Genomic DNA, 17,377 nt, shown 5'->3' with positions numbered 1-17,377 from the left:
AATGGTTCGCGAAGGTGCGGCGCCACAATGAAGCTGCGGCTTCTCATCAGAATCCGAATTGTCGCGCCACAGAAGGTTTGATAGGCGGCATCGACCTTGCTGGTCTGCATGAACCTTTCGGCCTCGGTGTTGTGGGATGTCGCGACGTCCCATCGGACCAACCAGGCTGTTGGTGCGAAGAAATCACGATACCGCACAGCCGCATTTTCAGGTTCGCAGTCGGAGTGATGGCCAGAGAGCTTAGCGACGGCCTCCGCCGCTCGATTGCAGGCCAGGATCGTCAGCCTGGCGCAGATCGGCCGCTGCCCACATGGTTTCCGGGTCACAGTGGTCGCGTGCCTCGGCCTGCACTTTCTCCCGAAGCGCCCGTGCTGCAGCGACCATGTTTATGAGGGCAGGGCGGACCTCCTCCCATTTGCGTGTTTTGAGGCCGCAGTCCGGGTTTACCCAAAGTTGCCCGTCTAAGAGTCGCTCGCGCGCAAGCATGAGGAGGGCCGAAATCTCGGCGACTTCCGGAACACGCGGTGAGTGGATGTCATAGACTCCGGGACCGATTTCGTTCGGATATTTGGAGCTCGTGAAGGCGTCCAGCAGTTCCATTGCCGAGCGCGATGTCTCAATCGAAATTACATCCGCGTCCAGCTCAGCGATCGCGTCGATGATCGCGTTGAACTCCGAATAGCACATGTGAGTGTGGATCTGGGTCGCGTCCTCTACACCCGTCGAGGCCAGCCGGAAGCATTCGACCGCCCAGTCGAGATAGACTTTCCAGTCGCGCTTGCGCAGCGGCAAGCCTTCGCGAAACGCCGCCTCGTCAATCTGGATTATTCTTGCGCCGCAGCTTTCGAGATCAGTCACCTCGTCACGAATGGCGAGCGCGATCTGCCGGCAGACCTCGGAGCGGGGAATGTCGTCGCGGACAAAAGACCAGTTAAGAATGGTCACAGGGCCTGTGAGCATTCCCTTGACTGGCTTTTGCGTAAGCGACTGGGCGAATTGCCACCAGCGCACCGTCATCGGATTGGGGCGCGATACGTCGCCGAAGATGATCGGGGGGCGCACGTAGCGGGAGCCATAGCTTTGCACCCAGCCATGCTGGGTAAAGGCGAAGCCGGACAGTTGCTCGCCGAAATGCTGTACCATGTCGTTTCGTTCGAACTCGCCGTGCACCAGCACGTCCAGCCCGATCTCCTCCTGCCAGCGAATGGCAATCTTGGTCTCGTTCTGCAGGAAGCTGTCGTAGTCGAGATAGCTGAGCTCGCCCTTCCTGTGGGCGGAACGGGCCTTGCGCACCCGAGGCGTCTGCGGGAATGATCCTATGGTCGTCGTTGGAAACGGAGGCAGGCTTAGCGTGCGGGCCTGGACCGTGGAACGCACGAGGAAAGGGTTTTTTCGTTGCTTCATGCTGTCGTCAATGCCGGCGATCCGACCTTCAACAAGCGGATCATGAACCTTTGCGGACGCTGCGCGAGCAGCCGCAGCCTCGGCAGAAGCTGTCAACTCGTCTGCCACTACATCCCTGCCTTCGGACAGCGCCCTCGCCAGCACTACCAGTTCGTCGGTCTTCTGCGCCGCGAAGGCGAGCCACGACCTGATCGTGGCATCAAGTGCCGTCTCCATGCGAAGGTCCATGGGCACATGCAGCATCGAGCACGAAGGTGCAATTTCGACGCGGTCCAAGGGCCAGCCGGCGACAATCGGCTTGATTCGATCGAGAATGGAGGGCAGGTTCGCGCGCCAGACGTTGCGGCCATCGATCAAGCCAAGCGACAGCACCAGATCCTTAGGCGCGAGCCGACCCACCGTCTCCAACTGCTCGGGAGCGCGTGATAGATCGAGATGCAGGCCGGCCACGGGCAGCGAAATCGCCGTCTCGAGATTGTCCCCCAGCGCCCCGAAATAGGTAGCCAGCATGATCTTCAGCTCGGGAGTGGCCTTCGACAGCTGCCCGAGGGCGAATTCAAACGCAGCTCGTTCGTTCGGGTTTAGATCCAGCACAAGGGCTGGCTCATCGATCTGCACCCAATCGGCTCCCGACAGTTTCAACCTCCGCAGGAGCTGCTCGTAGACGGGCAGAAGCCGCGGCAGCAAGGCGATGGGATTGAAACCGTCGGCAGGTGACTTCGCCAGTTTGAGGAAGGTGACAGGTCCGAGGATGACTGGGCGTGTGTGAATGCCGAGGGCTTTAGCCTCGAGGAAGTAATCGACCGGTTTCGTCGACGAGAGGGCGAACGTCTGATCATCGTCGAGTTCCGGCACGATGTAGTGATAGTTTGTGTCGAACCATTTGGTCATTTCCATCGCGATCAGGGCAGGGCCAGCCCCACGCTCGTGACCAGAGTGCCCGCAGCTCCCCGTGTGACCTTGGTCTCCGCGCGCCATGGCGAAGTAGATGTCGAGCGGGAGCTCGCCGCCACTCCAGGCGTATCGGGGCGGCACGGCGCCGACCATAGTTGCAGTGTCGAGAACATGGTCGTAGAGCGAGAAGTCGTTCGAGGGAATTTTCGACACCCCGCGATCGCGCTGCTCTTCCCAGTTGGCGGCACGCAGCGCTTTCGCCGTCGTGAGAAGGTCGGCAGCGGAAGACTTTCCGGCCCAGTAGCTTTCAAGCGCGAATTTCAGTTCCCGCCGGCGACCGAACCGCGGCACACCGAGCGTTGCCACAGGAATTTGCTGAGAGACAGTCATGCCATACCCCGATGGTTGGGGCGTGGGGGACAAGAAGGCGCCTCGTAGACCGGCACGAACGCCGGGCTGCTGCGGCCACCGAGACACCCCGCCCGTGGACATAGTTCGTCGTGGCAGGTCTCCTGGCTCGCGGGGTCATAGCTTCTCCCCGTCTTCCCGAGGCTGTTCGCCTCAGTGACATGAGTGGGGTTGGCTCGCCGCTAACAGTTGCGGGGGCAGCGCCGGCCTCGCACCGGCTTCCCTCTTAGCTCCATGCGGCAGTGCCGTACGGAGAACCACGGCATGCAGACAACCACAGCAGGAACCGTGTGTCAATGTCGCATAAAGAAATGTTTATGTCATTATGTGAAATGTTGGTGTTTTCGCAAAAGGCCGCAACAAGAGCGAGTAACTGCGAACCCGCGGATCGACTGGTAAATCAGACCACACATCGAACCGCCCGATGCCCAGTAGACATGGAGAACTCCGGCCGGCTTGCTCTTCGAGCCTACCGCGGCCTGCCAAATCGGCGGCGTCGATCCGATCCCTACATGCGGGCGATCATCAATGGCTATCCTCAGCGCCGAATCGAGGGGCCCACATCCCTGACTTCCTGAAATCCAAAGGCCAAGACGCAAGACGTATCGGCAACGTGCCTATGTCTCTTCTCAGGTCAGACAGTTTCTGCCCGCATTTGGAATATCCGGCTCTGCACACATTACACTCATACACACGGGATCGGCTGCGGGGGTCCAACCTCGAAGCGTGCGAGCGCCAAAAAGGCAAAGCTTGCTCACGCCAAAACCAAGAGATGCCGTTTCGCTCTCGAGGGCTTGCCTAGAAATCTTTGACACAGACCCCACCATTTCTGGTGCGCCTGTCGTATTTCCGTTGAGTGTTGCACGGTAGAGTGACTGCGTTTCGCCGCGTGCTCGGCAGAACCGCAGACGGAACGCGATAGGCCGGAGGAAATAAGACGGCGTAGATCGTCACGCTTTCAATCGAGAGATTCTCAGGGAGGGGATCGTCATCATCTATCCGGCTGTCGGGAGGCTTGGCCGGCTCAGAGGACGAGGCAACATGCGGTCAATAGATGAAGGGCGAGGTCGACGCCAGGCAGCAGCACTGGACGTCTCCCCAAAATGGCGGGCCGGTCGTGCAATCGAGCCGCCGTCGCGAGATTTTCGCGGCCGTGGAGGCTTCGCTGTCTGCTGTCCGCCGGGTGAAGCGCGCAGCAGATGAGGCAGAATAGGGCTGCCCATGGCCGAAGCGGGTGCGACGATGGATAGGGCGGTCGATGCCTCTGCAGGACAATATCAGGGCGTCGAGGAGCGCTTTTCGAGGCGCTATGCCTCCTGACGCCCCCCCGACAGCTGGCTGGGCCAGTTCCGAGTTGCTGCATGTCACCCATCATGCAGACCTGAAGTGTGTAGAAAACAAAGATGTCGAAGCGGCAGTGAAGGCACTACGGTGATCCCCTCGGGCGGCGCGGAGATGCGACGCCGCTTCCGGGATTCGGAGGACTGCGCTTTGTCGGGACGAGATTGAAACAGCAGCAACCCAGCAGTCGCTCAGAGGAGACTGTTCAAAAAATCCCCCACTGCACGCGCGGCATCAAGCTTGACGCCCAGTCAAGCGGCCCACGAGTCATCTGGTCAGGTGCGCCGCCACTTGCCGGTCTCGAAAGGTGCCGACATAGCCTTCATCCTACTGCCTCGGATCCTGAGATCCCTGTTTGCCCGCGCTGTTCATTGAACAGCTTGCACCGGGTGGATCTGGTCTTGCCGCTTCACCTACAGCAACCCCGCCAGTTCCGCCTCGTGGCGCAGGGTCTGCCTCGGCCTTGGGCCGATCTGCTGGATCACCAGTCCGGCGGCCAGTGAGCCTAGGTCGCCGCAGGTCTTGAGGTCGCGGCCTTGCGTATAGCCATAGAGGAAGCCGGCGGCGTAGAGGTCACCGGCGCCGGTGGTGTCGACCAGTTCGCGGATCGTTGTTGCCTGGATGGTGACGGTCTCGTCGCCGCGCACGATCACCGAGCCTTTTTCGGAGCGGGTGACCGCGGCAATCTTGCAGTCCTTGCGGATGGCCGCCAGCGCGTCGTCGAAGGAAGCGGTCTGGTAGAGCGACTTGATCTCGTGGCTGTTGGCAAAGACGATGTCGACGGTGCCCGAGCGCATCAGCTCGAGGAACTCGTCCCGGTAGCGGTCGACGCAGAACGAATCCGACAGTGTCATCGACACTTCGCGTCCGGCGTCGTGTGCGAGCCTCGCCGTCTGCCGGATCGCCTCCTTGGCGCGCGGCGGATCCCACAGATAGCCCTCGAAATAGGTCACCTTGGCGCCGGATGCCTTATCGGCCTCGACGTCTTCCGGCCCGAGTTCGACGCAGGCGCCGAGATAGGTGTTCATCGAACGCTCGCCGTCGGGGGTGACGAAGATCATCGAGCGCGCCGTCGGCGGCTGGCCTTCGAGCGGCTTGGTGTCGAAGGCCACGCCCTGGGCGCGGATATCATGGGTGTAGATGTCGCCGAGCGCATCGTTCGACACTTTGCCGAAGAAGGCGGCGCGGCCGCCGAAACTGGCGACGCCGGCCGCAGTGTTGCCTGCGCTGCCGCCGGAGGCCTCGATCGCCGGCCCCATGCGGCTGTAGAGCAGTTCGGCGCGCCTGGCCGGCTTCTTTTCACGCCGGCCCGGCGCGGGTCTGGCCAGTTGGAATGGACTTTTCGCTTCCCAATCCGCTCGGCGCCGGCCCTCACGGGGCGGCGAGTCCTGCCTCGCGACGCAATTCGTCGGCTCTGTCGGTCCTCTCCCAGGTAAACTCAGGCTCTTCACGGCCGAAATGCCCGTATGTCGCTGTCTTGCGGTATATCGGGCGTAAGAGATCAAGCATCTTGATAATGCCCTTTGGTCTGAGATCGAACAGCTCAAGAATGAGGCGCTCGATCGTCCTTTCCGCAATCCTCGCCGTCCCGAATGTATTGACCATGACGGAAACCGGACTGGCCACGCCGATCGCGTAAGCAACCTGCACCTCGCAGATGTCTGCAAGTCCCGCAGCGACGATGTTCTTCGCGACATATCGGGCCGCATAGGCAGCCGAGCGGTCAACCTTGGACGGGTCCTTGCCCGAAAAAGCGCCGCCGCCGTGACGCCCCATTCCGCCGTAGGAATCGACGATGATCTTGCGTCCAGTGAGGCCGCAGTCGCCGCGTGGCCCACCGACTACGAACCGCCCCGTCGGGTTGACCAGAATTCGGATGCCTTCGGTGTCCAGGTGGGGCGGTAGGACCGGTTTTATGATTTCCTCAATCACGCCCTCGCGGACCGTCTCTTGGGATACCTGCTCATCGTGTTGTGTCGACACGACGATGGTGTCCAATGCGATGGGGCGCAAACCCTCATAACGGACGGAAACCTGGGATTTCATGTCAGGACGCAACCAGCTGAGTTCTCCTGCCTTCCGCACATCCGCCTGTCTTTTCGTCAGGCAGTGGGCGAGTTGGATCGGCAAAGGCATCAGAGTATCAGTCTCGCGGCATGCGTAGCCGAACATGAGGCCCTGATCTCCCGCTCCCTGGTCGAGATCCTGCCCTCTGCCCTCGTCAACGCCCAGGCTGATGTCGGGCGACTGCTCGGTGATGGCCACAACGACGGAGCACCGCCGGCCGTCAAAACCGATGGCCTCATCATCATATCCGATATCGAGAATCGTATTGCGGGCAACTTGGCTGTAATCGACCCTTGCATTGCTGGTAATTTCGCCAGCGAGAACGACCGTCCCTGTCTTCACCAGGGCTTCACATGTCTTCACCAACGTTTCGCAAGCGACGCGCGCCTTCGGATCGAAGCGGAGCAACGCATCGAGGATGGCATCCGATATGTTATCGGCCAACTTGTCCGGGTGGCCCGCGCCAACCGACTCAGAAGAGAACACGAACTGCCTAGCCATGAAATGCCTCGTTTCGGGTGTTAAAGTTGTCGGGGCGCTTTGCTTCAGCTGCCTTGCCTGTCGGTGATACCCGGCACCTCGAACGCATTGCACAGGTCGGCAACGTCTCTTCGCACGCGGGCATGGAGACCTTCGTCGTCTGGCCGCCGGAGGACGCAGTCAATGAAGCCAGCGATTTGCACCATTTCTCCCTCGCGCATACCCATGGACGTTACCGCGGGTGTCCCCAACCGAATTCCGCTTGTGAGCGCCGGATGCCGCCGGTCGCCCGGCACCATATTGAAGTTCGTGATGATGCCGGCCTTTGCCAGTCGCTCGGCATAGGCCTTTCCGGGCAATGGTCGCTCCCGAAGATCGAGGATCAGCATGTGATTGTCAGTCCCGCCCGTGACCAGGTCATAACCTCGCTCCATGAGCCCCTGGGCCAGGGACTTGGCATTCTTGACGATCTGTTGACCGTAGCTACGGAAGGACGGGTTCGCGGCTTCCTGCAAAGCGACAGCTAGCGCAGCGATGACATTCATATGAGGCCCGCCTTGCAGTTGAGGGAAGACCGCCCGATCTATTCGCTTGGCGAGATTGACTTTGCTATCCGGATGATAGAGCGCTTGATAGCGATCTTCATTTTTTGACAGAATGAAGCCCCCGCGGGGCCCCCGTATTGACTTGTGGGACGTGCTGCTGACGACGTCGCAATATGCTACGGGATTGGGATGCGCTCCCGCGGCGATCAGGCCACTGATGTGCGCGATGTCGGCCACGAGATAGGACTCCGCCTCCGACGCGATTTCGGCCATCGTGGCGTAGTCAAAGACACGCGGGTAAGCAGTTCCGCCGACCCATATGAGTTTTGGCCGTTCCCGCTTGGCCGTCTCGCGCAAGCGATCATAGTCGATTTGCCGGGACTCTTCGTCAAGTCCATAAGGAACGCGTTTATAATCAATGCCGGAGAAGTTGACCGCCCATCCATGAGTCAGATGACCGCCACTGGGAAGAGGCAAGCCCATCACTTTGTCTCCGGGGCTCAAAAGTGCACGATAGACAGCTTGGTTCGCCGGCGAGCCGGAATAAGGTTGGACGTTAGCGTGTTCGCTGCCAAATAGCGCCTTCAGGCGTTCAATGGCGAGCTTCTCAAGCTCATCGACGATCTCGTTTCCCTCGTAGTAGCGGGCACCTGGGTACCCCTCGGCGTACTTGTTCGTGAAAATCGAGCCGGTCGCTTCCAGCACGGCCGAAGAAGCAAAATTCTCGGAAGCGATCAGTTTGAGCGTCGTCCGCTCCTGTCGCTCCTGTCTCAGAAGCAGTTTGTGAACGCGGCCATCAACCGCGGCCAACCGAGACGGCACACATCTGTCGGGTAGGGCGGTGCGGTCGGCGGAATTGTCCATCGAGGGATCGCGCTCCAACTTGATTGAACTATTTCACGATCAGGCAGGCAGTCCCTTAGACCGCTCGCTTTGCATCGCTTCGAGTCGCTGTAGGTCTCGTTCATGACAGCCCTCGGCGTGGGGCAGGAGATCGACCAGAATTTGAACCAGCCCACTGTCCTTGCCTCGCGTTTTGAGATGGTATGAGCGCCACGGGTGTTGTTCGTCGCTGCAAAGAAACTCGGCTCTGGCGAGTAGCCGGACATGGTGCACAACCCGCTCGCGGCGCAGACCTAGAATTTCAGCCAGTTCACAGACAGTTAGGTCCGCATGCGCGCAAAGCCACAGTATTCGAAGGCGATCAAGCTGCGCTGCCGAGCGAAGGCGACTGACAAGTGTCATCATTGGTAAGCATCACGTCATATAGGAAAATGGGGCACTCGTCCTTCGGACCTTGTCATTGGCGTTCTCCACATCTTGCATGGTCCTGAAAGAGCATCTCGGTTTCGACCTGTCCGACTTTACATGTCTCGGCAAGCGTACCACTCACAGCGGTTTGGAGTTGCTAAGAGTCTATGAATTTCTTTGAAAGATCTGTTGCAACGCCTCGATGCGTTTGGCGACGTGCTGATCATGCGGCGAGCAGGGCAACAGGTCGCCAAGTCGGCAAATGCTTAATATGAGAAATGATCCGGGTGGCAAGCGTCACCGCCATCATTGCGATCGCCGTCTGAGCTTTCAGTCGTCTTTGATCGACCCTGACCCGCCATCTGATCGCGGTCGCCGCCCAGAGCTACTCCCAATCGTTGTCGGCTTTCTTCCCGAAGAGCCTCTTTATCTTCTCAAGATTTAGGCTGGTCCAAGCCGCAGCGTGAACACCAAGAGCTGCCGTTTCCTTTTAGGGTTGCCTGAAAACCCTTCAGCACAAATCTGACTATTTGGTCGACCTGTCGTATTTTCAGTGGGTGTTGCACGGTAAGGCCCCGGCGCTTCGCCGAGTGCGGCAGGAAGCGCAGGAGGCATGGCAGAAGGCCGGAGCAAGTAAGAGGGCGCAGACCGTTCACGCTACTCGAAAGAAACTGTTCTCCCGAAAGGATCGTCATCATCGATACGGCGGTTGGGAGGCTCGGCCGGCGGAAAGAGGACGAGGGCACTGAAGCGGCCAGAAGACAGACGAATAACCACTGACCTTGCCCCCAATCTCTATCTAGTTTTGAGTTCGTTTCCAGCGTTGGATTTGCCCTGTTGGGCGGTTTGAGCGACGGGCACCGGCGCGGAGCTGATCATCGTGCGCAGCGCTGTCTGCTGTCCGCAGACGAACCGCGCAGAAGATGGCAGCTCGAGGCCGCATTTGGGTGGGGCGCAGCCTGGCTATGCCCTTTGCGGATTTTCGCGCAGCCGGGATGCTTGGAGGTCAAAGCCTGGTCGGCAATGCGCGTGGGTCCGGCGTAGACGCGCCATCGATGGGTCGGGATGGAATCGAGACCCCAGGTGCAGATCCGACCGCCTTAAAACCCTTCAAGAGCGCCATGTGCGGCCGAGCTGGCGCTGAACTCGAGGGCCAGGATGCTGCCGGTCCAGATCCTCAATCACCACACCAGGTGAGGAAGTCCCCGTCCGTGCGTAATGGAGCGGGACCTCGGCATCTGCCGTCGCCGCGCCGCGGTTCTTTGACCCTGTCCGCGCATAGCACGGAACAACGTCGTAGCGGCGCACGCTTGTGGCGGTGCGATGCTCGTGATGCGTGTCCAAAACCTGACAGTAACATGTTAGGTTCACTACACCTGCCATCTTATACATTGTGGTTATTCGACGCGCATCATGTGCTTCCCCCCCGCTGAGCGCGTTGGCACGGCCTTTGCTCATTGAGATGCGGGAACATTGCGTGAGGGCTGCTTCGTCTCGCGCATAGGTCGCGCAGCCTGTGGCAATAGCTTTGGAGAGCAACATGTCTTGCAGATAGAGCCCCGGTCGGAGACCTGGCCGCCTGGGCAGCCCCTCACGAACTTCCAGCCTTGGCATCGAAGCATCTTGCGTTATGCCGACCATGTGGCCGCCATGCAGCATCTCGTGTTGCCGGCCGCGCTCGAGTACGCATCGACGCTGCTGTTCGGCTACACTCTCATGCTGCTGAACATGGTCAATGGCTTCATCGTAAGGGCAGAGGGCAATACAGGATTCAGCATGTGGACCATGATCACGGCTTTCGCGCTGAATGCCGTGCTCGATCCTATCTTCATTTTTTCGCTGGGTCTGGGCGTTCGAGGAGCAGCGCTTGCGACGCTGTTGTCCCAGATCGCCGCTGTCAGTGTCTACGTGGCCTACTTCCTGAAGAAGCGTGGGATTGTCCGTATCGGAACTTCCTACATTACCTTCAGGGTGGGCCACATCAAACGGATCGCGGCCATTGGAGCGCCGGCAACTATCACCAGTATTTTGTCTGCCGTTGCATTCATGCTCTTCTACCGTGCTGCCGCACCATTCGGCGACGCTGTGGGAATAGCTGCGCGATTGTCAACGATCGGGGCACTCCCAATTATAGGCTTCTGCATAGGCTCCCAGGCGGTTCTAGGTTTCGGTTGGGAGCACAGGATTTCGCCCGGCTTGAGAAGGCCGCAAAGTTCATGCTTTCCATAACCCTCGCATTTTCAGTCAGCTTTTCCGCCGCGGTCCTGATTTTTGCTCGGCCAATGGTTTCGCTTTTCAGCGACAACGCGGATGTAATCGATATCGCTGTCTCTGCCTGTATTGTTTTTCATCTTTTCTTCGGCCTCTTTGGAGTTCAGTACGTTACGATCACGCTGCTTCAGTCATTGGGGAGAGTACGCCTCAGTGCCGTCGTTTCCCTTGCCAGGCAAGGCTATCTTTTCATACCCGCCATACTTTGGGGCTTTGACGGACTGTTGGCCAGCCAGGCAGTTGCTGAGTTGGTGGCGGGGCTGATTGCTTTGTTTGTAATTCGCGGACAGATCGGCGTTCTTAAAGGAATGCCTTCGCTGAGCGAGAGAATCGGGTCGACGCTAAAGAGCTGACGTGAAGAGCGATCATTTCGGTTCTGCCCCAGATGGTGGTTGAAGAGCCAGATCCAATACAAGACCCATCCGTGCGGGCGCACGAATGGTCAATCCGCCACAATGGCGAGGACAAAGGACGGGAGTTGGCCGCAGCGCGACCCGCATAAGCCGCCCAGCAACGGATCGCGGTCGAGAGGGCGAGGACATTTGGATACGTTGCTCCCCCCAAACGTTGCTGTGCAAACCTGTCGAGGAAGAGATGTCGGCAGTGCCCTGGTGATGGCCGAAGAAGAGAGTGCAATCGCCACTGCGGCCGAGAGCAGAAGACGTGAATTCTCGATTGGGCGCGCCTGTGCCAGAGCGGCGTTGTCCAAGCTCGGCTTTCCTCCCTGCGCGATCCCAAGCGGACCTGACCGTGAGCCGCTTTGGCCACCTGGTGTGGTTGGCAGCATAACACATTGTGTTGGATTCTATGCCGCCGCGGTCGCTCGGCATGGGGACTACGCTGCGCTTGGAATCGATGCAGAAGTCGACGAGGAGTTGCCATCTGGCGTATTGGAGCTCATTTCGGTTGACGAGGAACGGTATTGGCTGGCCAACGCACCCGGGCGCCTCAATTGGGACCGGTTGCTCTTCAGTGCTAAGGAAAGCATCTTTAAGGCATGGTTCCCGCTCACACGTGAATGGCTGGGCTTCGAGGACGCCGTGGTTACCATCACCCCCGACGATGGCAAATTTCGTGCTCGCCTCCCCCACACATTCCTGCCGGCCAAAGATCATGCGTGGGAGCTTCGCGGCCGGTTCATCATCGCCAATGGACTGATCCTCACGGCAGTCTTCGTTACGGGGCACAATCAAAAAGGGGGCATCCTCTTCGGCCGCGCTTGATTCGGCCGCGTTCGTCGAGGCCGAAAATCAAGCGGAATTGGTGGGAGCGTCTGGACGCCACAGCGCAGTCTTTGCCTCATCTAATCTGCTTCCAGCGAATTCAGGGGCAACCTGTCACCGCGGGAGGTGGCGCTGTGATCGCAGTATGACTGCTGGCGAGCTGCGATGCCCCTGAGCAGAGTGGCGCGGCAGGGCGGCAGGAGCTAGAACGACGCGAGAACCGGTGAGCGACAGCGCTCGAGAAATGCGCAAGGCGCGCGGCAACCGGAGTCTCGGCGGGAAGGGAGGCTAGCACACAACGCGGATGGCCCCCGCCGACGGATTACCTACGGGGCGCCATGTGCTCCGAGTTTCAGGGGCTGTCCCGGTCGGCGCGAGACCCATCGCTCAGCGGCGATCAAGCCATCGGCTTTCGGAAAGACCGGCGACGCTTCATCTCAACGACTATTCGGGTCGGGGTGTCTGCTGCTTTCTTCGCCTTGAACACGGCCGTTTTCTTCGCTTTCGGTTTGGGTGGCGCTTCAGGTTCTGCCCTTGGCTTAGGCGTTTGCTTAAGCTCTTGCTTGTCCTTGCGGGCGCACAACAAAGCCTTAGCGGTCGTCGCGTCAGCAACCGATACCTCGCCGGCCGGCTTGCCGTCGAGATCGACCCGCACGGCGCCGGCATCCAGTCTAGCCAAGTATTTGGCCGTTCGGGTATAGGCGCGCAGGGCCCTCCTCAATTCATCTTCAGACAGTTCGCCATCGAGCACGCGAAGGTCATGATGGATGCCGATCTTGAGCGGCCTGGGCGCTTTCGGATTGAACGCTGCAGGCCACTTTGCCGATAGATGAAGGAAAAGCTGGGCGAGCGATTTCCCTCGGCTAGCGGTCAACATGATCAAGCCTCGCCCGTTTTGTTTTCGTTGCCAATTCCGACCCTTCGTAGCACGCATATATGCAATGATTATGGGCGTCTGAGAAAAATGCGCATTCGCCCCCAGGGCAAAGCAGCGGCGGGCGAGCATCGTTGAAGCGCGCGCGTCGCGCCTCGACCAGCCGGATCAACATTGCGAATGCTCGCGCCGACCGCGACTGGCCCTCTCAAGGAAAACACGCAAACGATGCCGTTCGGAAGCGCGAAGGCTTTCTAACATGAGGACGGTGGTCTCCTGCCGGATGAGAATCGGTGTCGATGGCTCGACATAAATCGGCGGGCTTACGCAGCCACTTAGGCTTGTCGTGAGAGCGACCAGGAGAAGCTTAATCCGCAACGTCATTCTACCCAGCTATTCGATGATAAGGCCGACACAGCTCTTGGTGCCTGGCGCGCCGGTGCGGGCAGCAGCGCGGCCTCACGGCGAAGTTGCCAACGAATTCGTCACAGTGGCCCCCCGTCCGAAGGCGACGCCTTCCGGTCCGTGGGCGCGCTCATCTGGTCGGGGCTCGATCCCGGTCTTGCGATATAAGGCGTAACCAGAATGACCAACTCCGACTCTTCCTTTTGAAATGAGGACGAACGGAACAGCGCGCCAAGGATCGGCACCTCGCCGAGCCCGGGAAAAGCACTGATATTATTGCTGACGTTACGCCTGATGAGCCCACCAATTGCAAAGCTCTGCCCGCTAGCGAGTTCGACGACTGTGTCGGCACGGCGCGTGGAAATTGCCGGCACTGAGATACCGTTGATTTGAACGGCACCTTGTGACGTGAGTTCACTGACTTCCGGCTTTACGCGAATATTGATCTGCTTGTTGTTGAGAACGGTGGGTACGAATTCCAGGCTGACGCCGAAGCTACGGAATTCAATCGAGATTTGCCCATTTTCCTGCGGGACAGGAATGGGAAATTCGCCGCCGGCGAGGAAGCTGGCGGTTTCACCGGACATCGCAGTGAGATTCGGCTCAGCCAAGACGGAAGCGACGTGCTCCTTGGCGAGCGCGTCGAGAACCGCGCCGATGCTGATGTTACCATCGTTGTATCCGATTTCTGCTGTACCACCACCATTAGCCGCACCGGCACCTCTGCCGCCGCTTAACAAACCCACTTTGAAATTGTCGATTTGACCGAAGGCCGACAGGTTAATACCGAGTTCCTTCATGGCGCCACGGGAGACCTCCGCAACGCGCACACTCAGATTAACCTGCAAGGACCCAGCGACCTTGATGTTATTGACGACCTGCGCTCCGTCACCGAGAAATTGCTCAGTCACTTTTTTCGCGGTATCGACGACCTCGGCATCGGGCGCTGTACCGCTAAGGATTGCGCCGCGCGGCGTATACTTGACGCGGATCGGATAGTCGCCGACCTGTTCCCTCAACATGGCCCGCAGATCCCCGATCGGTTGCGTGACGACAATATGCAACTCGGCGAGAACCTCGCCTTTGTCGTCCAAGGCGAATAGGCTGGTCCGCCCGGATTTCTTGCCAAAGACGAAGATGGTTTTGTTCGAGGGTGCCTGATAATCCGCGGCTGGCGCGGGCAGAGGACTGTCTTGCCGAGCGAAGAGGAAAGGTTCAGCGTGGCATTGATGCTATTGGAAGCGGCACGCGGCGTCCCTTCATCCCCGTTTTCTTGGGCTGCGGCAGAAAGTGGAGATAACAGCATGAGTGCGCAGAGGAGAGGGCCCAAGCAAGGACAACCGGTAGCTCTCAAATCGTCGATGAGGGTCGGTCCCCGATTGGTGCCAGGATGACGAGTTCGAACTATTTTCAAGACAGTCTTTCTTTCACATTCGGTCAACTATGCGGATGCCGCGTCAGGCAATTCAAGAATGTAACCAATGCCACGCACGGTCTTGATCCGTGGCGTTGCACCTGACCTCGTCAGATGTCCACGTAAGCGATAGATTCCGACTTCAAGCGCGTTGGTTGATACCTCTTCGTTGAACGAATAAAGGTGACCTTCCAACTGCCCACGCGGCACGATGCGGCCTGCACGGTTAAGCAGATGCTCAACAATACATAGTTCGCGGCGTGCGATCGTCAGCGGATGACCTGCAACGGAAACCTCTCGGCTGATCGGGTCGAAGTTGAGATTGCCAAATACAAGGATGGGGTCGGTCATCCGTATCGACCGGCGCTGAATGGCTCTCATTCTGGCGATGAGCTCCAGAGGAGAGACCGGCTTGAGGAGAAAATCGTCTGCGCCACCGTTGAAAATGGCAATGCACTTCTCGCAATCGTCAAGACTACTCATAATGACGACAGGAACTGAATGCCCCTCGCTCCTTAGCTGCCTCAGCCAGTCCAAGCCATCGCCATCAGGCAGAGCCAACTCTAGCAGGAGAATTTCATAGCTCGCGCAAGAAAATGCACTCGACGCCTTTTCCAGAGTATCAACGACATCAACGGCGAAGCCGCCATCCCCGAGCGCAACTCGCACGGCGCGCGTAAGATCCTTATGATGATCCACGAGCAGCGTTCGCATTTCATGTCCTATCGAGAGAGGACAAACCATTGAACACGTCACCGTCGGCTATGAGACCGGGGCGAAAGCACAAGGCGCGCAACCCGTCGCAGTATTCGGAACTGCCCTTCCGAGGGGTAATCGGAGAACGCAAACCGCACCCCTGCAATAGCCGGAAGTGAGTACCTGTTGGCAGGCTGAAATACACCGGTCGGCCAGTCCATGATGCCAACAACACGCCTGCGATTTCTCTTCGCATCGATCCTCCTATCTGCGGCTCTGGATTCGCTAGGCCAGCGTCGCCGTCCAGAGCCCATGATTCCCTTGATAAGCTTTCGAGAAAGATTGGACACATTGATTGTTCGGATCGGGACGCATCCACATCATGGATGCATCCCGCTTATTGGCTAGCGTTTCGGGCTTGCCGAGCAGCGCTCTCCCGCCGCTGAAATCCGTCGAGAATAGCACCATCTCGCGCTGGTCGCGGCTCTGCGCGAAAGAAGGTGCAGCCCCGATCCACTCCCGCTGCTGATCTACCGCAAGGCGTTCACGAACCGCATATCTAAGAATGGCTTCCGTGCATAACGCCAGGAGATGATAAATGAAAATCCTATTCACGGCGGCGGCTGTCGCCTTGCCGGCGGTCACGGCTTTTTCTCCGGAACCGATCCCCGCAGACCTAAGAGAAACGGCATTGGCCATCTTCGAGGCTTTGCCCTCTACCACGCCGGCACTCCCCAACAACCCGATCACAGCGGAGAAGATCGCCCTCGGCAAGGCACTGTTCTTCGATACACGCCTCTCAGCGTCAGGCGTCCTTTCGTGCAACTCGTGCCACAACTTGGCCACCGGGGGCGACGACAATCTTGAAACATCGATTGGCCATGGTTGGCGTAAGGGACCGCGCAACGCGCCGACGGTATTTAATGCTGTCTTCAACAAAGCGCAGTTTTGGGATGGTCGCGCCGAAGACCTTAAGGCTCAGGCCAAAGGGCCGATCCAAGCCGGTGTCGAGATGGCCAACACGCCTGATCAGGTCATCGCCACGCTCAAGTCGATGCCGCAATATGTGGAGTGGTTCAATTCAGCTTTCCCGGATGGAGCCGATCGCGTTACCTTCGACAATCTGGCCAAGGCTATCGAAGCCTATGAGGCGACGCTGGTCACGCCGGCCCCCTTCGATGCCTTCCTCAAAGGCGATGATGCCGCCTTGACTTCCCAACAGAAACGGGGCTTGGCGCTTTTCATGGATAAAGGCTGCTCGTCCTGCCATGGCGGTATCAACGTTGGTGGCCAGGGCTTTTACCAATTCGGCGTTGTGGAAAAGCCCAGCACCGACGTCCTGCCGGAAAAAGACAAGGGCCGCTTTGCCGTCACCAATACAACCGACGATTCCTATGTTTTCCGCGCGGCGCCACTGCGCAACGTAGCACGCACCGCCCCATACTTTCATTCGGGCAAGGTTTGGGGCCTAAAACAGGCCGTCGCCATTATGGCGACCACCCAGCTCGGCGAAAATTTGCCGGAAAACGAAGTCGACAGCCTTGTTTCCTTCCTCGAATCGCTGACTGGAAAGGTACCGGAGGTCGCGTATCCCATCTTACCCGCCGAAACGGCCACGACGCCTCGACCTGTACCGTAGTGGGGGAGCCGGCTGCGGAAGGGTCGCAATCAACAAGATTGCGACCATCAGTGCCACGAGAGAATGGCGAGATCCATGAGAACGCAAATGCGGTTTCGCGTCCCATGATGGATAGCCTCTTCGACAGTCCGCGGCAGCTGATGGCCTTCCTCGGTCTAAAGCCGTCGGCGCAACAGACTTTCGGTCGATCGGGATCAGGAACCCGATCTCGCCGATTTTCTGAAATCTGTGACAGAAGCCGACCAGGCCGCTTCTCGACGCGTGCCCCGATAGCTAGTTGTTGGGTGCACACGCTGCTGAGGTCGGTCTTATAGCGCGGCGATCTGGGAGAGATCTCATCCTGGTCGCCGCGCATCGGTCCGACTTAATCGGCTGGCAAAGCGCTCCCCCGCTCATTGGGATGGCCAACCGCTGGTGCAGCCTCCAGCTGTTCCTTGATGCCCAAAGTAGATCAAGAGGATGAGC

The 17,377-nt window shown here is 59.0% G+C and carries 11 protein-coding genes, 2 pseudogenes and 1 riboswitch; of the genes and pseudogenes, 4 read left to right on the top strand and 9 right to left on the bottom strand.

Translation table 11 applies throughout. The annotated features are described in order from the left end of the window. Positions 1–345: 345 nt before the first annotated feature. The 5 genes and pseudogenes from metE to AC04SI_RS23730 all read right to left on the bottom strand — a co-directional run. Positions 346–2,664, bottom strand: a pseudogene (metE, locus tag AC04SI_RS23750) (5-methyltetrahydropteroyltriglutamate--homocysteine S-methyltransferase); the annotation flags it as partial. Between the two features lie 119 nt (positions 2,665–2,783). Beyond that, positions 2,784–2,983, bottom strand: a riboswitch (cobalamin riboswitch). A 1,477-nt stretch (positions 2,984–4,460) separates the two neighbouring features. Then, positions 4,461–5,333 (bottom strand): annotated as a pseudogene (locus AC04SI_RS23745) (adenosine kinase); the annotation flags it as partial. A gap of 85 nt (positions 5,334–5,418) precedes the next feature. Then, complete coding sequence (gene metK, locus AC04SI_RS23740; RefSeq protein WP_488474986.1) at positions 5,419–6,615, bottom strand: methionine adenosyltransferase; 1,197 nt, start codon at positions 6,613–6,615, stop codon at positions 5,419–5,421. A gap of 44 nt (positions 6,616–6,659) precedes the next feature. Next, the gene (locus AC04SI_RS23735; protein WP_488474985.1) at positions 6,660–8,003 is read right to left on the bottom strand and encodes a serine hydroxymethyltransferase; all 1,344 of its coding nucleotides are present in this window, start codon (positions 8,001–8,003) and stop codon (positions 6,660–6,662) included. A 39-nt stretch (positions 8,004–8,042) separates the two neighbouring features. Further along, entirely contained in the window at positions 8,043–8,384 is a 342-nt protein-coding gene (locus AC04SI_RS23730; RefSeq protein WP_488475025.1) for an ArsR/SmtB family transcription factor, read from the bottom strand. Positions 8,385–10,013: 1,629 nt separating this feature from the next. Here AC04SI_RS23730 and AC04SI_RS23725 point away from each other — a divergent pair. From AC04SI_RS23725 to AC04SI_RS23715, 3 genes are all read left to right on the top strand, one after another. Further along, positions 10,014–10,619, top strand: a complete 606-nt coding sequence (locus tag AC04SI_RS23725) for an MATE family efflux transporter (RefSeq protein ID WP_488474984.1) — start codon at positions 10,014–10,016, stop codon at positions 10,617–10,619. Beyond that, positions 10,607–11,014: an MATE family efflux transporter gene (locus AC04SI_RS23720; protein WP_488474983.1), complete on the top strand. Its 408-nt coding sequence runs from the start codon at positions 10,607–10,609 to the stop codon at positions 11,012–11,014. The genes AC04SI_RS23725 and AC04SI_RS23720 overlap by 13 nt, the downstream gene beginning before the upstream one ends. 261 nt (positions 11,015–11,275) lie before the next feature. After that, positions 11,276–11,884, top strand: a complete 609-nt coding sequence (locus AC04SI_RS23715; protein ID WP_488474982.1) for a 4'-phosphopantetheinyl transferase family protein — start codon at positions 11,276–11,278, stop codon at positions 11,882–11,884. A 397-nt stretch (positions 11,885–12,281) separates the two neighbouring features. On the opposite strand, the gene AC04SI_RS23710 is transcribed toward AC04SI_RS23715, so the two are convergent. The 4 genes from AC04SI_RS23710 to AC04SI_RS23695 all read right to left on the bottom strand — a co-directional run bounded on the left by AC04SI_RS23710 (position 12,282) and on the right by AC04SI_RS23695 (position 15,918). After that, complete coding sequence (locus AC04SI_RS23710) at positions 12,282–12,761, bottom strand: ProQ/FINO family protein (protein ID WP_488475024.1); 480 nt, start codon at positions 12,759–12,761, stop codon at positions 12,282–12,284. A gap of 482 nt (positions 12,762–13,243) precedes the next feature. After that, positions 13,244–14,257, bottom strand: a complete 1,014-nt coding sequence (locus AC04SI_RS23705; protein ID WP_488474981.1) for a type II and III secretion system protein family protein — start codon at positions 14,255–14,257, stop codon at positions 13,244–13,246. Between the two features lie 347 nt (positions 14,258–14,604). After that, positions 14,605–15,291, bottom strand: a complete 687-nt coding sequence (locus AC04SI_RS23700) for a response regulator (RefSeq protein ID WP_488474980.1) — start codon at positions 15,289–15,291, stop codon at positions 14,605–14,607. 267 nt (positions 15,292–15,558) lie between these two features. Continuing rightward, the gene (locus AC04SI_RS23695) at positions 15,559–15,918 is read right to left on the bottom strand and encodes a hypothetical protein (protein WP_488474979.1); all 360 of its coding nucleotides are present in this window, start codon (positions 15,916–15,918) and stop codon (positions 15,559–15,561) included. On the opposite strand from AC04SI_RS23695, the gene AC04SI_RS23690 reads away from it, so the two are divergent. Further along, the gene (locus AC04SI_RS23690; protein WP_488474978.1) at positions 15,872–16,912 is read left to right on the top strand and encodes a cytochrome-c peroxidase; all 1,041 of its coding nucleotides are present in this window, start codon (positions 15,872–15,874) and stop codon (positions 16,910–16,912) included. The two genes, AC04SI_RS23695 and AC04SI_RS23690, sit on opposite strands and share 47 nt — an antisense overlap. Positions 16,913–17,377: the final 465 nt, after the last annotated feature.

Source organism: Mesorhizobium sp. CNPSo 4689 (assembly GCF_057784325.1).
This window is presented reverse-complemented; position numbering and strand designations above follow the sequence as displayed.

What these genes read in the sequence shown, in the direction of transcription:
- metK (WP_488474986.1), bottom strand. Translation starts at nt 6,615, where the DNA reads ATGGCTAGGCAGTTCGTGTTCTCTTCTGAGTCGGTTGGCGCGGGCCAC.
- AC04SI_RS23735 (WP_488474985.1), bottom strand. Translation starts at nt 8,003, where the DNA reads ATGGACAATTCCGCCGACCGCACCGCCCTACCCGACAGATGTGTGCCG.
- AC04SI_RS23730 (WP_488475025.1), bottom strand. Translation starts at nt 8,384, where the DNA reads ATGACACTTGTCAGTCGCCTTCGCTCGGCAGCGCAGCTTGATCGCCTT.
- AC04SI_RS23720 (WP_488474983.1), top strand. Translation starts at nt 10,607, where the DNA reads ATGCTTTCCATAACCCTCGCATTTTCAGTCAGCTTTTCCGCCGCGGTC.
- AC04SI_RS23715 (WP_488474982.1), top strand. Translation starts at nt 11,276, where the DNA reads ATGGCCGAAGAAGAGAGTGCAATCGCCACTGCGGCCGAGAGCAGAAGA.
- AC04SI_RS23710 (WP_488475024.1), bottom strand. Translation starts at nt 12,761, where the DNA reads ATGTTGACCGCTAGCCGAGGGAAATCGCTCGCCCAGCTTTTCCTTCAT.
- AC04SI_RS23700 (WP_488474980.1), bottom strand. Translation starts at nt 15,291, where the DNA reads ATGCGAACGCTGCTCGTGGATCATCATAAGGATCTTACGCGCGCCGTG.
- AC04SI_RS23690 (WP_488474978.1), top strand. Translation starts at nt 15,872, where the DNA reads ATGAAAATCCTATTCACGGCGGCGGCTGTCGCCTTGCCGGCGGTCACG.